Origin of the sequence: Streptomyces sp. WAC 01529 (assembly GCF_003945545.1) — a bacterium.
Lineage (GTDB): Bacteria > Actinomycetota > Actinomycetes > Streptomycetales > Streptomycetaceae > Streptomyces > Streptomyces anatolicus.
Window position 1 is genome coordinate 880,928 of the sequence record NZ_CP029617.1, and the last position, 14,808, is coordinate 895,735.

The 14,808-nt window shown below is 70.1% G+C and carries 27 protein-coding genes and 2 tRNA genes; 8 read left to right on the forward strand and 21 right to left on the reverse strand.

Annotated elements, in window-relative coordinates:
- Positions 1-135 precede the first annotated feature (135 nt).
- From DMA15_RS03840 to DMA15_RS36990, 20 genes are all read right to left on the reverse strand, one after another.
- On the reverse strand, positions 136-1,488 hold the full coding sequence (locus DMA15_RS03840) for a DNA cytosine methyltransferase (protein ID WP_206302652.1): 1,353 nt from the start codon (positions 1,486-1,488) through the stop codon (positions 136-138).
- Between the two features lie 64 nt (positions 1,489-1,552).
- Positions 1,553-1,876 (reverse strand): hypothetical protein, encoded by a 324-nt coding sequence (locus tag DMA15_RS03845; RefSeq protein WP_125511250.1) that lies wholly within the window; start codon positions 1,874-1,876, stop codon positions 1,553-1,555.
- A 175-nt stretch (positions 1,877-2,051) separates the two neighbouring features.
- On the reverse strand, positions 2,052-2,204 hold the full coding sequence (locus DMA15_RS36530; RefSeq protein WP_164551685.1) for a hypothetical protein: 153 nt from the start codon (positions 2,202-2,204) through the stop codon (positions 2,052-2,054).
- Positions 2,201-2,365: a hypothetical protein gene (locus DMA15_RS36535; RefSeq protein WP_164551686.1), complete on the reverse strand. Its 165-nt coding sequence runs from the start codon at positions 2,363-2,365 to the stop codon at positions 2,201-2,203. Before DMA15_RS36535 ends, DMA15_RS36530 begins: the two co-directional genes overlap by 4 nt.
- Complete coding sequence (locus DMA15_RS03850) at positions 2,362-2,583, reverse strand: hypothetical protein (RefSeq protein WP_125511251.1); 222 nt, start codon at positions 2,581-2,583, stop codon at positions 2,362-2,364. The genes DMA15_RS36535 and DMA15_RS03850 overlap by 4 nt, the downstream gene beginning before the upstream one ends.
- Positions 2,580-2,735 carry a hypothetical protein gene (locus DMA15_RS36540; RefSeq protein WP_158708785.1) on the reverse strand — a complete coding sequence of 52 codons (156 nt, stop codon included), beginning with the start codon at positions 2,733-2,735 and terminating at the stop codon, positions 2,580-2,582. The genes DMA15_RS03850 and DMA15_RS36540 overlap by 4 nt, the downstream gene beginning before the upstream one ends.
- Positions 2,736-2,832: 97 nt before the next feature.
- Positions 2,833-2,919, reverse strand: a tRNA-OTHER gene (locus tag DMA15_RS36545).
- 128 nt (positions 2,920-3,047) lie between these two features.
- A complete protein-coding gene (locus DMA15_RS03855; RefSeq protein WP_125511252.1) occupies positions 3,048-3,272 on the reverse strand; it encodes a hypothetical protein in 225 nt (74 codons plus the stop codon).
- Between the two features lie 12 nt (positions 3,273-3,284).
- Positions 3,285-3,467 (reverse strand): hypothetical protein, encoded by a 183-nt coding sequence (locus tag DMA15_RS03860; protein WP_125511253.1) that lies wholly within the window; start codon positions 3,465-3,467, stop codon positions 3,285-3,287.
- On the reverse strand, positions 3,464-4,081 hold the full coding sequence (locus DMA15_RS03865; protein ID WP_125511254.1) for a hypothetical protein: 618 nt from the start codon (positions 4,079-4,081) through the stop codon (positions 3,464-3,466). The genes DMA15_RS03860 and DMA15_RS03865 overlap by 4 nt, the downstream gene beginning before the upstream one ends.
- 121 nt (positions 4,082-4,202) lie before the next feature.
- Positions 4,203-4,748 (reverse strand): hypothetical protein, encoded by a 546-nt coding sequence (locus DMA15_RS03870; protein ID WP_125511255.1) that lies wholly within the window; start codon positions 4,746-4,748, stop codon positions 4,203-4,205.
- Between the two features lie 31 nt (positions 4,749-4,779).
- Positions 4,780-4,854 (reverse strand) — tRNA-Leu (locus DMA15_RS03875).
- A gap of 64 nt (positions 4,855-4,918) precedes the next feature.
- Positions 4,919-5,155 (reverse strand): hypothetical protein, encoded by a 237-nt coding sequence (locus DMA15_RS03880; RefSeq protein ID WP_125511256.1) that lies wholly within the window; start codon positions 5,153-5,155, stop codon positions 4,919-4,921.
- The gene (locus DMA15_RS03885) at positions 5,142-5,381 is read right to left on the reverse strand and encodes a hypothetical protein (protein WP_125511257.1); all 240 of its coding nucleotides are present in this window, start codon (positions 5,379-5,381) and stop codon (positions 5,142-5,144) included. Before DMA15_RS03885 ends, DMA15_RS03880 begins: the two co-directional genes overlap by 14 nt.
- Positions 5,382-5,473: 92 nt before the next feature.
- Positions 5,474-5,788 (reverse strand): hypothetical protein, encoded by a 315-nt coding sequence (locus DMA15_RS03890; RefSeq protein ID WP_125511258.1) that lies wholly within the window; start codon positions 5,786-5,788, stop codon positions 5,474-5,476.
- A gap of 106 nt (positions 5,789-5,894) precedes the next feature.
- Entirely contained in the window at positions 5,895-6,284 is a 390-nt protein-coding gene (locus DMA15_RS03895) for a hypothetical protein (RefSeq protein ID WP_125511259.1), read from the reverse strand.
- Entirely contained in the window at positions 6,284-6,622 is a 339-nt protein-coding gene (locus DMA15_RS03900) for a hypothetical protein (protein ID WP_125511260.1), read from the reverse strand. The genes DMA15_RS03895 and DMA15_RS03900 overlap by 1 nt, the downstream gene beginning before the upstream one ends.
- 23 nt (positions 6,623-6,645) lie before the next feature.
- On the reverse strand, positions 6,646-6,972 hold the full coding sequence (locus DMA15_RS03905; RefSeq protein ID WP_125511261.1) for a hypothetical protein: 327 nt from the start codon (positions 6,970-6,972) through the stop codon (positions 6,646-6,648).
- Between the two features lie 156 nt (positions 6,973-7,128).
- Positions 7,129-7,371, reverse strand: a complete 243-nt coding sequence (locus DMA15_RS03910; RefSeq protein ID WP_125511262.1) for a hypothetical protein — start codon at positions 7,369-7,371, stop codon at positions 7,129-7,131.
- Positions 7,372-7,558: 187 nt separating this feature from the next.
- Complete coding sequence (locus DMA15_RS36990; RefSeq protein ID WP_206302654.1) at positions 7,559-8,191, reverse strand: hypothetical protein; 633 nt, start codon at positions 8,189-8,191, stop codon at positions 7,559-7,561.
- Positions 8,192-8,323: 132 nt separating this feature from the next.
- On the opposite strand from DMA15_RS36990, the gene DMA15_RS03920 reads away from it, so the two are divergent.
- From DMA15_RS03920 to DMA15_RS03955, 8 genes are all read left to right on the forward strand, one after another.
- Positions 8,324-8,599, forward strand: a complete 276-nt coding sequence (locus DMA15_RS03920) for a hypothetical protein (protein WP_125511263.1) — start codon at positions 8,324-8,326, stop codon at positions 8,597-8,599.
- Between the two features lie 124 nt (positions 8,600-8,723).
- Positions 8,724-8,936, forward strand: coding sequence for a CopG family transcriptional regulator (locus tag DMA15_RS03925; protein ID WP_125511264.1), 213 nt, complete (start codon positions 8,724-8,726; stop codon positions 8,934-8,936).
- The gene (locus DMA15_RS03930) at positions 8,869-9,462 is read left to right on the forward strand and encodes a TetR/AcrR family transcriptional regulator (protein WP_125511265.1); all 594 of its coding nucleotides are present in this window, start codon (positions 8,869-8,871) and stop codon (positions 9,460-9,462) included. The genes DMA15_RS03925 and DMA15_RS03930 overlap by 68 nt, the downstream gene beginning before the upstream one ends.
- Before the next feature lie 11 nt (positions 9,463-9,473).
- On the forward strand, positions 9,474-9,875 hold the full coding sequence (locus DMA15_RS03935; protein WP_125511266.1) for a cupin domain-containing protein: 402 nt from the start codon (positions 9,474-9,476) through the stop codon (positions 9,873-9,875).
- 17 nt (positions 9,876-9,892) lie between these two features.
- Positions 9,893-10,480 (forward strand): DUF4865 family protein, encoded by a 588-nt coding sequence (locus DMA15_RS03940; RefSeq protein WP_125511267.1) that lies wholly within the window; start codon positions 9,893-9,895, stop codon positions 10,478-10,480.
- Positions 10,474-11,400 carry a phosphotriesterase gene (locus DMA15_RS03945; protein WP_125511268.1) on the forward strand — a complete coding sequence of 309 codons (927 nt, stop codon included), beginning with the start codon at positions 10,474-10,476 and terminating at the stop codon, positions 11,398-11,400. Before DMA15_RS03940 ends, DMA15_RS03945 begins: the two co-directional genes overlap by 7 nt.
- Positions 11,401-11,508: 108 nt before the next feature.
- Positions 11,509-12,108 carry a TetR/AcrR family transcriptional regulator gene (locus DMA15_RS03950; protein WP_125511269.1) on the forward strand — a complete coding sequence of 200 codons (600 nt, stop codon included), beginning with the start codon at positions 11,509-11,511 and terminating at the stop codon, positions 12,106-12,108.
- 126 nt (positions 12,109-12,234) lie between these two features.
- The gene (locus DMA15_RS03955) at positions 12,235-13,458 is read left to right on the forward strand and encodes an MFS transporter (protein WP_125511270.1); all 1,224 of its coding nucleotides are present in this window, start codon (positions 12,235-12,237) and stop codon (positions 13,456-13,458) included.
- Positions 13,459-13,461: 3 nt separating this feature from the next.
- Here the strand turns inward: DMA15_RS03955 and DMA15_RS03960 are convergent, their stop codons facing one another.
- Positions 13,462-14,694: an ROK family protein gene (locus tag DMA15_RS03960; RefSeq protein ID WP_125511271.1), complete on the reverse strand. Its 1,233-nt coding sequence runs from the start codon at positions 14,692-14,694 to the stop codon at positions 13,462-13,464.
- Positions 14,695-14,808: the final 114 nt, after the last annotated feature.

Here is a 14,808-nt window from a genome sequence, read left to right on the forward strand (position 1 = left end):
AGCGGGGTCCATGAAGCCGGGGCGGGGCGCTGAACAGATCACGCACCAGTCGCACTCGATGACCTTCGAGGGCACACCGATCGCGGAATTCCACAGGTGTTCGCCGTTGAACAGCGGGCCCCGGCACATGGCGTGTCAGGCCGCCATGGATTCCAGTGCGCAGCCGACCAGGTCGCGGGCCATGTTCACGGGCACCGCCTGTCCGGCGAGGCGGACGCGGTCGCGTTTGCTGAGGCGGCCGGCCAGCCAGTCGTAGCTGTCGGGGAAGTCCATGAACCGCGCGTACTCCGGGGGTGTGATCATGCGGAAGCCGCAGTCGTTGATGTCCGGCTGCGGGTTCGGCATCAGCGCCGCCCGGTCCACCGTGGTCACCGTCATGAACGGCTCGTCGGTGGTCCGCACCCGGGTCCGCCCGTAGTACGGGATGACCAGACCGTGGTGGTTGCCGCTCGCGCACACCGTGCTCAGGGGCTCCGAGACCCGCCGGGTCTTGCTGCTGCCGCCGCGCAGTTCCGCGATGAACGGCGGCACGACCAGCCCGGTCTCGTTGCGGCCGGTGACCGTGCGCATGGGCACTTCCACGGGGAACGGCCGCTTGCCGTCACGTCCTTCGACGGGCACCAGGGCCGGACCGTACTCCCGCAGCCCGTGCTCGATACGGCTCATGGTCTTCGCCGCGAGCGGGGTCTTGCGCTCGCCGATCACCGGCGTCGGCAGTGACCAGTCGATGACGTCGCCCGCCGGGCGCACGTGCGGCTCCACCGGCGCCGCGCAGGTCCGGCACACGAAGTCGTACTGGCGCCGGTACTTGCCTGCGTCGCGGCCGTTCTTCCACGTCTGCCGCCCGGTCGTCGGACCGCAGGCGGCGCACAGTGCGGCGGGTGCGATCCACGCGTCGGTGTCCGGGCACGGCGTGCCCTTGGGGTGCATGAGGCAGAACCAGCGGTCGCGCCACTGGTGCGCCGGATCCCCGAGGCGCCCCGCGTGGGCCGCGTTGAGGAAGACCTCGTGCAGGCATTTCCCGCCGTCCGCCATGGCGATCTTCCAGGCGCGGAAGCCGACCCAGGTGCGGACTTCGACGACGTTCTCGACGATGATGAAGCGGTACTTGTGGATCTCGTCGAACCGCTGGACGTCCCACATCGTCGACCGCGCGCGCACCGCGCTCTCGTCCACGGCCATGAAGCGCGCACCCTGGGCGATGCTGTGAGCCGTGCACGACGGGGAGAACCACGCGCAGTCGGTGCGCGGGTAGCGCCGCGGGTCGACCTGCGAGATGTCCGCGCAGTCGTGATCCGTGTCCGGGTTGTTGGCCTGGTGCACGTCGACCGACGGGCGCCAGTGGTTGATCGCGACCCGGGTCTTCTGTCCGGGGATCAGGTGGATGCCGCGGGTCGAGCCGCCGCCCCCGCAGAAGCCGTCCAGCCATTCGACGGGCCCGAGTCTGACGAGCAGCTCGAAGAGCGCCATCCGTTGTGCAAGGTTCACTGCGCCCTCCCGGGCATGAAGAAACCCCGCGGCCGGTGCGGCGGCGGGGCTCAGGGCGAACGGATCAGGTGGCGGGCTTCAGCGACTTGACCGGGGTCAGCGTCTCGAACTCCGCGTACACCGCCGGATATTTCGTGGCGAGAGACCCCTTGTCGAAGCCCTTGCGGTAGCTCACCTCCACGGCAAACAGCGGCTTCCCGTCGGCGTCGTGCGCCACACGGGAGGGCGGCTTGTCGTCGCCGGGGTCGTAGCCCAGCTCCTCAAGGATGCTGGCCGTCAGGCTCTTCGCGTATGCGTTCCACTTCGCCGCGGACTCCTTCGCGCTCTGAAGCTCCGCGAACCGCGCCGCGAGGCGGTCGTCCACGTCCACCGGGATGGGGTCGGTCATGGCGGTCCTTCCGTTTCTGAGATAGCGATGTCCCGCCAGCAGCCCGCGCACAGGCGGGCCGGCGAGCGGAGCGGAGAAAGCGTGCGGCGCGGCACGCAGCGCAGCGGCGCCCCCGCCGTGCCGCACAGGGTGCAGCGGGAGATGTGCTGGCAGCCGTCCCGCAGGTGGGCGCGGTTCACCGCTCGGCACCGCCGTACTCCGCGTGCAGCGCGTGCGCTTCCGCCACGTCGCCGGGCGCCGGATCGGTCAGGCCGCGCACGAACGCGCGGTGGTCGACCTCGCGTTGCGACAGGGTACGAGCGGCCCGCAGGTACTCGGCCACGGTCACGGTGCACTCCTCGCAAGGAAGCGGCGTGCCGCCTGCGTCACCAGCGCGGCGCGCCGCGACGCTGTTCTGCCGCGCGCCCGGTCGGCGCTGCCGCTCCCGCTCTCCACGTCCCGCTTGCGGGTGGCCTTCTGCTTCGTCCGCTGGACGCGGCGGCGGGTCACGGGGTGACCTCGATCTCTCGCACCATCTGTCCGTAGCGGTCAGCGAGTTGCTCAGCCATGTCCGCTCCCGCGCGGTCATCGCGCTCGTCAGCCGCATCGAACGCCTCCGACGCAACGCCCTCGGCTTCGCGTAGGACCTCAGCGCGATAGGCGTCCAGCAGCTGGTCCGCGAGGGCGTCCGACGTGAAGTGCGCGGCCAGTTCGTCGCGGGCGCTCATCCCCGCACCCCCTTATCCAGGTCGATGAACGCGGGCACGGTGCTGTCCGGGTCGGCGTCGTGCAGGAGGTGCCGCATTTCGGCTGCCTCCCCTTCGCGGATCCGCCGCTGGAGTTCTTCCGTCGTGATGTCGAGGTCGGCGATGCTCGCCATGGCGCGCCCCCTTCAGGGCGTTGATGCGGGTGAAGAGCGGCGCTCTCGGTGTGGCGCCTGTGGGTCCCCGGAGGGGACATGACCGGGTGCTTCGAAGTGCCCTCGCCCGGACTCGAACCGGGGTCACTGCGCGCGGGGAGTGGGAGAGGCGCGCGCAGGCTCTTCCTGACTGAGTTACGAGGGCGGGGCGGGCGCCCCGGAGGCGGAGGAGTCGACATCTCCGGGGCGCCCTCATCCCGCGCCGCCACCCAAGGGCGCGGGGACCCCTGCCTGCACCCGCCGTCAACGGGAGTCACGCAGGCAGGGGAGCTTTCAGGTGCCGTATACGGCCACGGCGGCGGCGTAGGCCCAGGATTCGGCGAGCCACGCGGACTCCATGTACGCGGCCGTCGATGACTCCGCAGGCGTGTCCCACGCGGCCATGAACTCCCGCTCCGCCTGGTGCCGCTCCAGCTGCGCGGCCCGGAACTCCAGGACCACCTCAGGGGCGAACGAGACAGGCATGACGCTCCAGTGCAGCCTGGTCATGATGTGCATGAGCCGGTCCCTTCAGGAGTGGTGCGGGCAGTAGTCGAGGTCATCACCGGGGATGCGCCGCCAGCCCTCTTCAGCGGCAGCGCAGCGCAGCGCCTCGATGGACGGCACGTCCGGATCGCCGCCGATCTCGCTGTCACAGACCTCACCGTCATCGATGGCGTCGCACGTCACGATGCGGATTACGAGGGCAGTCACGGCGCGTCCGTCCTTGGCATCGGGTTCGCCGCGATCACCTCACGGATCTTCTTGAGCGACGGGGCGTCGCGCCACTGCGCACTGTCGGGTGTCTTGGCCAGACTCGTGCGGACCCTGGCGCCGCGCGCCCCGGGACCGGGAAACCCCCACGTCATCTGGTACTCCCACCGCGCGCCCGGGAAGCGTGCCTCGGCAGGGTCGGCCAGGCGCCCGAGGCGCACATCCACATACGCGCCGCCCTCGACGCGCAGCGTCCAGGCGACGGCGGTCTTCCAGCCGTGCGCCGTGGTGTGTGCCAGCAGATCTGCGACCACCTTCGGCAGCTCGTAGCCGTCCGGCGGGTACGCGGCTAGCTTGCGCTCAGCGGCAGCGAGTTCGCCCTGAAGCCGCTGCGTCTCCACCCTCCACCGGTCGCGTTCGCGCTGGCAGACGTCGGCGTTCCACTCGGCCACGCGTAGACGCCGCAGAATCTCCAGCGGTGACAGGTCCGCGTACTTCGCGAACGCCTTCGTCTCGTCCGCCGTCTGCGGGCGGTCGTAGAAGCGCACGTACGTGGACGTGCCGTCCGGACTGATGACCATCTTGCCGCCGGATACCGGGTACTGCTCGCTCATGACGCCCCCTTCCGGGGCAGAGATCGGGTTGAGGTGACAGGCGCCCTCGCCGGGAGAGGGTGACGAAGGCGCCTGCCGGGGCCCGCCCGGGTGGCGGGGGGATGCGTCCCGGGCGGGGGTCTCAGTTCTCGCAGGCCAACAGAGCGTCGTCCTCCGGAAGTTCACGGAGCGGCCAGGAAGCCACGAGCTTGACCGGGGTGTAGCCGTCGCAGCCGGGGCGGTCAGCGAAACGGCCTGCGCTGTGCGGCTCTTCCTGGAAGCCCTCGTAGACCTCCAGGACCCGGGCGTCGAGGTCGAGGAGATAGCCCCACTCGCAGAACAGTGAGCTGCCCGGCCAGTCGGGATCATGCTCCGCATGGCCAGCCGCCAGGATTGCCGCAGGGTCGCCTTGCGTGCCGCGCAGCAGCTGGTACCAGCCGTCTCCGGCACCCCCGACGTCGGGGTCCTCCCACCTCTTGAGCAATACCTTCTGCTCCTCGGTCGGAGGCACGTCCGGGTCGATGTGCACGAGCGCTGCTGCCTGCTGCTTCGCGGCATCCCAGTCCGTCACTGACCGCGCGAAGTGCAGTACGTCCAGGCCCAGCCCGCTCGGGTAGCTGTCCCAGTGGTTGTACACGATGGTTTCGCGCCCTTCGGCGACGAACCCGATGAAGCCGCGTGTGCCCATGGCTATTCCTTCCGGGGCTCGGTTGCGGAAGTGCACCCGGCGGGATTCGAACCCGCACTGCTCAGGGCTTTTAAGGCCCCACCCTCTGCCGTTGGGGTACGGGTGCGAGGAGCCCGCCCGGGAAGCGAGTCGATGGTGCGGGTCGCATGTCCCGGGCGGGGGTCAGGGGATCAGTCCGGGAAGCCGGACCACGAGGTGACCGGAACTCCGAGGGTGATGAGGTCTGCGTCCTCGTAGTAGGCGACGGGGTCGTACTCCGCGCGGTCGGCGTCGAACCACGGCGCGGGGTCCCCGAGGCGGCGCGGCGCCCATATGACTTCGACGCCGTCACGGGCCCGGTGGATCTTCACCTGGCGGCGGATGCCGTCCTCCGTAAACGTCCAGGTGTAGGGCTCAGGTGAACACATACACAGCGCCCTGGTCGGGCTTGCGAGACCGCGAGGGGGCGTCGGTCTGAAGCACTACGCGCACGAGGTTCCCGTCACGGTCTACGGTCTCGTACTCCTGAACGGTGTCACCCAGTTCGCGGCAGAGGCGTATGTCCCTCTCTCCGTCAGCGGTACTCATGCAGCACCACACTTCATTGATCTCGATGTCGTACAGAGTGACGGCGTCCTTGATGAGCGTGATCATCACTTCCCCCTCAGGGCGTGCGGGTGAGATGGAATCGGTGCCCCGGTCTGCCTTGCGGCGTACGTCCGTGGTGACCGGACCGGGGCTGCGGGTCAGTGCCATTCGATCTCGATGCCGTCAAACCACCAGGCATCAGCGCTGCACAGATCCGGGCGGAATTTGTGCCAGAGAGCGACGGTTTTTCGGTAGCGCGGCAAGTCGTAGTACTCGCTGAGTCCGATTGATGACGCCCAGTCGCGCCACGATTCGCGCACCGTCCCGTACGCCCGGTCACTGATGTCGTAGCCCGTTGCCGGGTCGATGTCCTCAGGGGCAACGCCCTTCAACAGGCAGATCTGACGACGCTGTTCAGGCGTGCACCCTCCGCTGGCGACGACGGTGGCCATGAATGCGTTGAGTCCGCTCACGACGCCCGCCCCCTCGCGGTCGCCGCGACGGCCACCATGACCAGCGCGGCGGTGAGCAGCAGGTACAGGAACCAGTGGTCCCAGACCCAGACGACGATGGAGAGGATCATGACTGCCCCCTGTACGGGCCGCAGAACTGCGCGGGGATCGGGGACATGTCTTCGGTGAGGCCGTCCGGACCGTTCTCGTTGCTGATCCAGAGACACAGGGCGATTTCGTTGGTCGCCGCGTCCCGCTCCTCCCGGGAGCCGAACGCCTGCACGTCGATGTCGCCTTCCGTGTATGTGGCCAGCCCGTACAGGGGGACACCCGGCAGGTTGCAGTGCGCGATGATCTGGTACGGCCAGCTGCCGAGGTCCCAGCCCTCTGAACCCCACGCCGAAATGGCGTGCCAGCCGCTTCCGAACAGTTCACCGATCCAGCCGTAGCCTTCGGGCGTACAGCCCCAGTCGTCTTCCTCGGGCAGTTCCGGCAGCAGATCGATCAGTTCCTTCATCACTCCCCCTCACGGATGTCGTCGGGCTCTTCCAGCGCGGCGGGGATCTCAAAGTCGCGGGCCCGCAGCAGCTTCCGCGCGATGCGCCGGACGTTCAGGTCGGTCGGCGTCTCGCGCCACCCGCCGCCGCTGCCGGACGGGGAGAGCGTCGCCCACACGTACACGTACGCCTCGAACTGATCCTGGCCCGTGCGTCCCGCGTAGTAGCGGTCCTCCACCTGCCCAAGGCTCAGGCGGGACAGCGTCTTGACGTCGCAGTCCTCGCAACGGCCCTCGAAGTGGTAGTTGTCCGGGGCGTCGAGAATCGGGCAGGTGGGCTTCTCGTCGGTGTGCAGCATGGGTTCCCCCGTGGGCGTGGGCTTTACGGGTGCCGGGTGAGAGGTGCAGAGCTGGGCGTCCACCGCATCGCGCCGCTGATGCGGGCCACGGTGTGACGCGGCGTCGGAACGGCGTCCGGAGTCGCCGTGCGCGGGTAGATCTCGTACGCGGTGTCGAGCACGTGACGCTCGCTCGCGCGGTAGGCCATCACGCGGCGGAACCTGCCGTTGATGAGGCGGAACGCCTTGCGGGGCTCGCGGCGGTAGACGCTGCGGTAGGTCTCGGCAGCGATGCGGCCGAACGGCGAGGCATAGCGCCAGTCAGCGGGGAGGCCCCGGGTGACCAGGTACTCAGCGACGGTGGTCTTCATGGTCCTCACCCTTCCGGCTCTATTCCTACTACCAGTATCACCCCAAGTGCTTGGGATGACAATACCCCAAACACTTGGAATGTTGACGGGATATGGAGGCGCACGCTCCGGCCAGGGAGGAGCCCCGGCGCCGCGAGGGCCGACCGGGGCTCGGAGTCAGTCCTGGAAGCAGGCGAAGTCGAAGGTGACATCGACACCGTTCTTGTCGGTGACCTCGATGTCCCAGACGATGCCGCGCTCCGCTCCCCGCGCGGCCAGCGCGCCGACACGCTCGATGCCGGACGCCGGAAGGGTGCGGACGATGGTTCCGTTGACCGTTCCGTAGCTGAGCGTGAAGGCCTGCACGAACCGCCCCGTCGTCAGGTCGCGGTTCAGCGTGCCGAGGTCGTGGATCGTCATGACGCCCCCTTCAGGGCTGCGGTGGGATCTTGGGTGGCGCCCCGGCGCCCTGCGACAGGTGGCGGGCGACTTCCCCCGCCGGGGCTGTGTGCGGTCAGGCGTCCTGAGGTAGACGCGGACGAGGCGTGAGCCCCCTGGGAGGTCGAGGCCAGACTCCCGGAGGCGCGTCATGAGGCGCTCGCGATGGTCATCCGGCGTTCACCGCGTCCCAGATGGCGCGGCCGACGGTGCCGGGCTTCGCGTCGCCATTGGCGGACCGGGTGGCGCCGAAGGTCTTGCCGTTCCGCTCGGACCAGTAGTCGACGTGCGCCGGAGTGACGCCGGATGTCGCGCCCACGGTCCAGGGCGGGGCCGGGTGGATCGGGCTGACCGCGTACCGCTTGCCCTTGACGGTGATGATCCGTGTGGGCTCGCCCGTCCACGCCTTGGGACCGGCCTCCGACTCCTCCTCGGTTTCAGCGGGGGACACGAAGCGCGTGGGGTGGGTGATTACGTCCCCCCGGCGGTCGTCGCGCACGGCCACGTAACCCGGTGCGGTGTGGATGTGGGCCACGGTGCCCGTAAACGACGGCCGGCCGGGGTGCTGGACGACAACCGGCTGACCCTGCGTAAACCCTTCTGGCGCCGGAGCGTCGACGAGGACCAGGCGGACGGAACGGCCGTCCTTGTACTCGATGTCGTAGTCGGTGCGGGTGATGGAGGACATCGTGTGTACGGCGCGCTTGCCGTCCATCTGCGCGTGGTTGATCTCGTCCAGGCCCTGACGCTTGCTGACGAATGCGGTGACGCCGTTCTCGGTGCGCTTGTAGAGCTTGGTCATGACCCCCACCCCTTCGGTTCTTCCTTCTGCTTCCACTATCCATCCCACGTTCTTGGGATGCAATACCCCAAACACTTGGGGTGTGGTGATTCTTTCCGAGAGCCCAAACTCTTGGGCTGTACCATGAGCGGCATGGCCGACGACGTGACACCCGATGAAGAGATGGCGAAGCGCTTCGAGAAGTACCGGCGCCACCTGAAGGCAGAGCGCGAGATGCGGCCCGGGATCATGGCCGATGCGCTGGAGATGCTGCGCCGCGGCGCGGGCACGCAGGCGCTCGCGGACTGGACCGGCAAGACCGACGAGACGTTCCGGACCCTCGCCCGCAAGCACGGCATCGAGCCGCCGCCCGAGTACAAGAGCCGCTCGGAGAAGGCGAAGCGGCGGGCAGCCGGCGAGGGCGTCTGACCCTGGGCCCGCGACGCGTACCGAACCTGCCAGGTACGGGCCGCGGGGCATGAGGAAGGCACCCGGCCCGCAGTGGACGAGGCTCCTGTTAGCGTGCTGCACCTACAGCGAAAGGATCTTTGGCATGGCCATCCCGCTGCGCAATGTCCGTGTGCCGGACGATCTGTGGAAGGCGGCCATGAAGAAGGCTGAAGCCGAGGGCCGGACAGTCACTTACGTGATCAACACGGCCCTGCGGAACTACATTGCGCAGCCGCCGCAGATTCTCAATGTGTCGGGCGCCGAAGCAGCCGCCACCGTCGACGCAGCGGTTGACCCGCCAGACTCAGGCACATGATCCCCCGCCACCAGGTAGCATCTGCGCAGGTCAGGAGGGGGGTATAAATTCGCCCATGTACCACCACTTCACCGGCAAGCCCGACCTCGCGCTCGCCGCGATCCGACGCACCGCCGAGCAGATGCGAGCCACGGCCGAGGCCGTGCTCGGCGGCACCGGATCGGCGTACGCGCGCATCGAGGCGTATCTGCTGCGCGAGCGCGACGTGTTGAGGGGCTGCCCGGTCGGGCGGCTCACGATGGATCCGGACGTCGTCGCCAGCGACGAGCTGCGCGCGCCCGTCACCGAGACCCTCGACTGGCTGCGCGAGCGGCTCGCGGGGATCGTGGAAGAGGGCGTCGCCCAGGGCGAGTTCACGGCCGGGCTCGACCCTCGGGAGATCGCCTCGGCGATCGTCGCGACGGTGCAGGGCGGCTATGTCCTGGCCCGCTCCTCCGGCTCACCGGCCGCTTTCGACGCGGCGGTGCGGGGCCTGCTCGCGCTGCTCGGCGCCTGCGCCGCCGCTCCCCGCACCACCACTTCATAAGGATGCGTACGTTGCACATCACCCGCAGTCGGCCGGACACCCGGCGAGGTCCCGCCGAGCACTTCACCGGCACGGTATGGCTCGACGAGATAGCCGCGCCCGAACCCCCTTCCCGGCTACGGATGTTCAGCGTCCACTTCGCGCCGGGCGCCCGCACCGCCTGGCACCGCCATCCGCACGGCCAGGTGCTGCATGTCACCGAGGGTGAGGGTCTCGTGCAGCGCGAGGGAGGTGCCGTCGAGCCGATCCGGGCGGGCGACACGGTCTGGATCGAGCCCGGAGAGACGCACTGGCACGGGGCGGGGCCGCGCACGTTCATGACGCACCTCGCCGTGGTCGAGGCGGCCGAGGACGGGACGGCCGCCGACTGGGGCCCGCTGGTCGACGACGGAATCTACCCCAACTGCCCCTGATACCACCGGAGTACGCGATGCACGCGATGCAGTACGAGATCACCCTTCCCGCCGACTACGACATGGGGGTCATCCGCCACCGCGTCGAGTCGAAGGGGCACCTTCTGGACGCGTTCCCCGGACTCGGCTTCAAGGCCTATCTGATGCGCGAACGCGGCAGGGACGGCTCGCCCGTCAACCAGTACGCGCCGTTCTACCTCTGGAACACCCCGGCGGGCATGCACTCCTTCCTCTGGGGGCCCGGCTTCCAGGGGCTCGTGGACGACTTCGGGCGGCCGGTGGTCCAGCACTGGTCGGCCCTCGCCTACGAGGAGTCGGCCACGCCCACGGTCACGCCGAGGGTGGCGCTGCGCCACCGCCGGAGCATCCCCGAGGGGACGCCACTGCCTGGGCTCGCCGAGGAACTGGCGTGCGCAACAAAGGAGTTGGTGAAGGAGAGCGACGCGTTGAGCGCGGTCGCCGCCGTCGATCCCCGGACCTGGGAAGTGGTGCACTTCTCGCTCTGGGAGCACGAGGTGCCCGAGGGGCGGCCGGGGGATGTCTTCCAGGTGCTGCATCTGTCGACGCCCGAGCGCGACCGGTTGGCGCGGGGGCGGCAGTGGTGACCTCCGCTCCCGAGAAGGTCCGTACGGTTCTCGGTGACATCGACCCGGCGGAGCTCGGGGTCTGCGACGCCCATGACCATCTCTTCCTGCGCAGCCCTCAACTTCCCGGCCAGGAGCTGGACTCGGTCGAGGCGGCGGCCGAGGAGCTGGCGGCGTTCCGCGCGGCGGGCGGGGCGGGCGTGGTGCAGTGGACACCGCACGGGATGGGGCGGCACGCGGAGCGGCTTCCGGAGCTGTCCGGGGCGACGGGCGTACGGATCGTCGCCGCGACGGGGCTGCACCAAGCCGCCCATTACGCACCGGAGTCGCTGGCGCGGCTGCGCGCGCAGGACCTGGCGGAGCTGTTCGTCCGCGAACTCACCGAAGGCATCGGGCACTCCGGTGTGCGGGCCGGTCTGATCAAGGTGGCGGGAGGCTTTCACGGGCTCGACGACCACGCCCGCTGGACGATGACCGCCGCGGCCGAGGCGCACCACGCGACGGGCGCGCCGATCGCCGTCCATCTGGAGCTCGGCACCGCCGCGCTGTACGTACTCGACCTGCTCTGCGGGGAGTTGGCGGTGGCCCCGCACCGGGTGATCCTCGGCCATCTCAACCGCTTCCCCGACCCGGCCCTCCACCACCAGGCCGCCGAGGCGGGCGCCCTCCTGGCCTTCGACGGGCCGTCCCGCGCCCACCACGCCACGGACTGGCGCATGCCGGACGCGGTGCGCTCCCTGGCCGACGCGGGGTTCGGGGACCGCATGCTCCTGGGCGGCGACACGACCACGGCCGGGGCCCGGTCGGTGCGCGGCGGACCCGGCATGCCGCATCTGCTGCGCGGAGTGCGGCCCCGCCTCGAACGCGCGGTGGGCGCGGAACTGACCGAGCTGATCCTCACGGTCAACGCGGGGCGGGCGTTCGGGGTGGCCTGGGGATAGGGGTGGCCTAGGGATAGCGGACAGGCCCGGGTGGATGGAGCCGGCTCCGGGTGAGGGCACCCGCGTACGTATTGCACTGCGCGTTCCAAAACCTGTACCGTCTTCCCCATGGCCCGACCGAGGACGTTCGACGAGGAGCGGGCCCTGGACGCGGCGATGCACGCCTTCTGGGTGAACGGCTACGAGGCCACCTCGACCCAGGACCTGTGCGAAGCCACCGGCCTGGGCCGCAGCAGCATCTACAACACCTTCAGCAGCAAGCACGACCTGTTCCGGCGCGCGCTGGCCCGCTACATGGAGACCATGAACGCGGCGCAGATCGAGATCCTGGAGGACGTGGAGCGCACGGGCATCGAGCGTGTCCGGGCGCTGCTCGCCCGCATCATCGAGGGCGAGTTCGAGCACAGAGAAGACGGTCACAGCATCGGCTGCCTCACCGTCAACACCACCGTCGAACTCGCCGCGCGCGACCCCGAGGCGGCCGCGATGCTGGAGCGGGACCTCGCGACGCGGCTCACCATGCTGCGCACCGCGATCCGCTCCGGGCAGCGGGACGGCGACATCACGGCCGAACGGGACGCACAGACCCTCGCCCGGTACGTCAACGCCGTCATCGGCGGCATGCGGATCTCCGCGCAGGGCGGCGCCGACCGGGCCACCCTGGAGGCCATCGCCGACACCGCACTCGACGCTCTGGCGGCCCGCTAGCCGCCGCGCGCGACATGCGCGGGCGCCACGCCTCTGCGACCGGTCATGCCCGCAAGCCCTTGCCGTGTCTCGCCATGCCCTTGTTTTGTACTGACCTATCTAAAATGATGACAGGAGCACACCGCCATGCCCCGCGCCGTATACGTACTGGCCCTTGGCATCTTCGCCATGGTGACCAGCGAATTCGTGGTCGCAGGTCTGATGCCGCAGATGGCCGAGGGACTGGACGCCACGATCCCCGAGATCGGTTATCTCATCACCGCCTTCGCCGCCGCGATGGCCCTCGGCGGACCCTTCCTGACGGTCGCCCTGCTGAAGATGCGTCAGAAGTCCGCACTGATACTGCTCTTCGGCATCTTCCTCGTCGGCAATGTGCTCGCCGCTCTCGCGCCCGACTACCGCACCATGCTCGTGGCCCGCGTGCTCACCGGTATCGCGTCACAGGCGTTCTTCGGCGTCTCCATCTCCCTGGCCTCCCGCATCACCCGGCCCGAAGTGCGCGGCCGCGCCGTCGCCGTGGCGCTCAACGGGCTGATGCTGGGCACACTGCTCGGCCTGCCGCTCTCCACCGTCATCGGTGAACACCTGGGCTGGCGCGCCGCGTTCTGGGCCATCACCGCCCTGACCGTGCTCGCCGCCCTGGCCACGCTCGCCGGGGTACCGGGTGCCGACGGCGAGTCCGAGGAGAGCGGCGGCCTGCGCGCGGAACTGGGCGCCTTCCGCAATCCACGGCTGTGGCTCACCCTCACCACGAGCACCTTCGTCATCGGCGCCACCTTCTCCGCCTTCAGCTACCTCAACCCGATCCTCACCGAGATCACCGGCTTCTCCACCGGAACGGTTCCGCTGCTGCTCATCGCGTACGGCGCGGCGACCGTCGTCGGCAACACGGTCGTCGGACGGCTCGCCGACCGCCGGGCAGTCCCCGTGCTCGTCGTTGGCCTCGCGCTGAACCTGGCCTTCCTCACCGGGTTCGCGCTCCTCGCCCAACTGGCCGCCCCCGCCGTCGTGTTGATGATGGGCATCGGCCTGGTCGGCGTCACCATGAACCCGGCCCTGGTGACCCGCGTCCAGCGCACCGGCAACGCACGGCCACTGGTGAACACCGTCCACTCCTCGTTCATCACGCTCGGCATCATCATCGCCACGTCCGTCGGCGGCCCCGCCATCGACGTCTTCGGCCTGCGGGCGCCGCTGTGGATCGGCGCGGGGCTCGCACTGCTCGGGCTCGGCACGCTCCTGCCGGACGTACTGCGCCGCCGCACCGAAGCGCGTACTGCCACAGCTACAGCCACAGCCGCAGCCGTGGTCGCTGCTCCGGCGGCGGAGGCGGCCACCGCCGCCAGGTAGGGGTCAGCCCAGCGCGCGCAGGGGGTCGTCGAGCACCGGCTGCCAGGCCAGCTCGGCGGCCCCCACCAGGCTGTTGTGGTCCAGCGTGCAGGCGAGGATCGGCACGCTGCCGCTGCGCCCCCACAGGCTCCGGTCCGCGACGACGGCCCGCAGCCGCTCGGGGTCCGCCTCCAGGAGGGCGCGGTGCAGGCCGCCGAGGATGATCCGGTCCGGGTTGAGGATGTTGACGAGGCCCGCGAGGCCCAGACCGAGCCGGTCGATCAGCGCCTCGGCGGCCGCGCGCACGGACGGATCGCCGTACGCGTCGCGGAGCAGGTTGCGGGCCTGCAGGAGCAGCCCCTCGGGGCCGGGCTCGCGGCCCGACTCCGTAAGGAAGGCGAGGGGGTCCGTCTCGACGTCCAGGCAGCCCCGGCTGCCGCAGTGGCACGGCCGACCCTCCGGGTTCACGGTGAGGTGGCCGACCTCCAGGGCGAGGCCTGAACTCCCGGTGTGCAGGCGGCCATCGAGGACGAGCGCGCCGCCGACGCCCCGGTGTCCGGTCGCCACGCACAGCAGGTCCCGGGCGCCCCGGCCCGCGCCGTGGCGGTGCTCGGCGAGGGCGGCGAGGTTCACGTCGTTGCCGGCGAAGGCCGGTCCCTCGATGCCCGCCGCGCGCACGCACTCGGTGAAGATCTCGCGGACCTGCGCGCCCGCGGGCCACGCCAGGTGCAGCGGGTTGAGGGCCGTGCCCTCCGGCTCGGCCACCGCGGACGGCACCGCGAGCCCCGCCCCCACACAGCGCCTGCCGGTCTCCCGCAGCAGCCGCGCGCCCGCGTCGACCACGGAACCGAGTACCTGCGCGGGATCGGCGTCGATGGTCTCGCAGCCGGGCGCGGTCGCGACCGTGCGCCCCCCGAGCCCCACGAGCGCGGCCCGGAAGCCGTCGGCGTGCACCTGCGCCGCCAGCACGACGGGCCCCTCGTCCGCGACGGAGAGGCGGTGCGAGGGCCTGCCCTGCGAGCCCGCGGCCGCGCTCGGCTTCGCGTCGATCCGGATCAGGCCGAGCGCTTCCAGCTCGGCGGCGACGGCACCCGCCGTGGCGCGCGTGACGCCCAGCTCGGACGTGAGCACGGCACGGGTGGGAGCGCGCCCGGTGTGCACCAGTTCGAGCGCGGGACCCAGCGCGCCGCGCCCTCGCTCCAGGCGGGTACGCGTGGTCACTTCCCCCTCGGCACGGGGGTCAGCCTTGCCGTTCATGAGGGCGAGTCTCCCATGATCCGTACACGGCCTCGCCGTTCGCACGCCATCGGTTCGTTCCTCCCGGTAACCGTCCCGTACGCCTCACCGCTCGCCGAAACCGTCTTGTACACG

Coding starts and splice junctions, on each gene's coding strand:
- DMA15_RS03845 (WP_125511250.1), bottom strand. CDS start 1,876: ATGACCGACCCCATCCCGGTGGACGTGGACGACCGCCTCGCGGCGCGG.
- DMA15_RS03850 (WP_125511251.1), bottom strand. CDS start 2,583: ATGAGCGCCCGCGACGAACTGGCCGCGCACTTCACGTCGGACGCCCTC.
- DMA15_RS36540 (WP_158708785.1), bottom strand. CDS start 2,735: ATGGCGAGCATCGCCGACCTCGACATCACGACGGAAGAACTCCAGCGG.
- DMA15_RS03855 (WP_125511252.1), bottom strand. CDS start 3,272: ATGCACATCATGACCAGGCTGCACTGGAGCGTCATGCCTGTCTCGTTC.
- DMA15_RS03865 (WP_125511254.1), bottom strand. CDS start 4,081: ATGAGCGAGCAGTACCCGGTATCCGGCGGCAAGATGGTCATCAGTCCG.
- DMA15_RS03870 (WP_125511255.1), bottom strand. CDS start 4,748: ATGGGCACACGCGGCTTCATCGGGTTCGTCGCCGAAGGGCGCGAAACC.
- DMA15_RS03880 (WP_125511256.1), bottom strand. CDS start 5,155: ATGTGTTCACCTGAGCCCTACACCTGGACGTTTACGGAGGACGGCATC.
- DMA15_RS03885 (WP_125511257.1), bottom strand. CDS start 5,381: ATGATCACGCTCATCAAGGACGCCGTCACTCTGTACGACATCGAGATC.
- DMA15_RS03895 (WP_125511259.1), bottom strand. CDS start 6,284: ATGAAGGAACTGATCGATCTGCTGCCGGAACTGCCCGAGGAAGACGAC.
- DMA15_RS03900 (WP_125511260.1), bottom strand. CDS start 6,622: ATGCTGCACACCGACGAGAAGCCCACCTGCCCGATTCTCGACGCCCCG.
- DMA15_RS03905 (WP_125511261.1), bottom strand. CDS start 6,972: ATGAAGACCACCGTCGCTGAGTACCTGGTCACCCGGGGCCTCCCCGCT.
- DMA15_RS03910 (WP_125511262.1), bottom strand. CDS start 7,371: ATGACGATCCACGACCTCGGCACGCTGAACCGCGACCTGACGACGGGG.
- DMA15_RS36990 (WP_206302654.1), bottom strand. CDS start 8,191: ATGACCAAGCTCTACAAGCGCACCGAGAACGGCGTCACCGCATTCGTC.
- DMA15_RS03920 (WP_125511263.1), top strand. CDS start 8,324: ATGGCCGACGACGTGACACCCGATGAAGAGATGGCGAAGCGCTTCGAG.
- DMA15_RS03925 (WP_125511264.1), top strand. CDS start 8,724: ATGGCCATCCCGCTGCGCAATGTCCGTGTGCCGGACGATCTGTGGAAG.
- DMA15_RS03930 (WP_125511265.1), top strand. CDS start 8,869: ATGTGTCGGGCGCCGAAGCAGCCGCCACCGTCGACGCAGCGGTTGACC.
- DMA15_RS03940 (WP_125511267.1), top strand. CDS start 9,893: ATGCACGCGATGCAGTACGAGATCACCCTTCCCGCCGACTACGACATG.
- DMA15_RS03950 (WP_125511269.1), top strand. CDS start 11,509: ATGGCCCGACCGAGGACGTTCGACGAGGAGCGGGCCCTGGACGCGGCG.
- DMA15_RS03955 (WP_125511270.1), top strand. CDS start 12,235: ATGCCCCGCGCCGTATACGTACTGGCCCTTGGCATCTTCGCCATGGTG.
- DMA15_RS03960 (WP_125511271.1), bottom strand. CDS start 14,694: ATGAACGGCAAGGCTGACCCCCGTGCCGAGGGGGAAGTGACCACGCGT.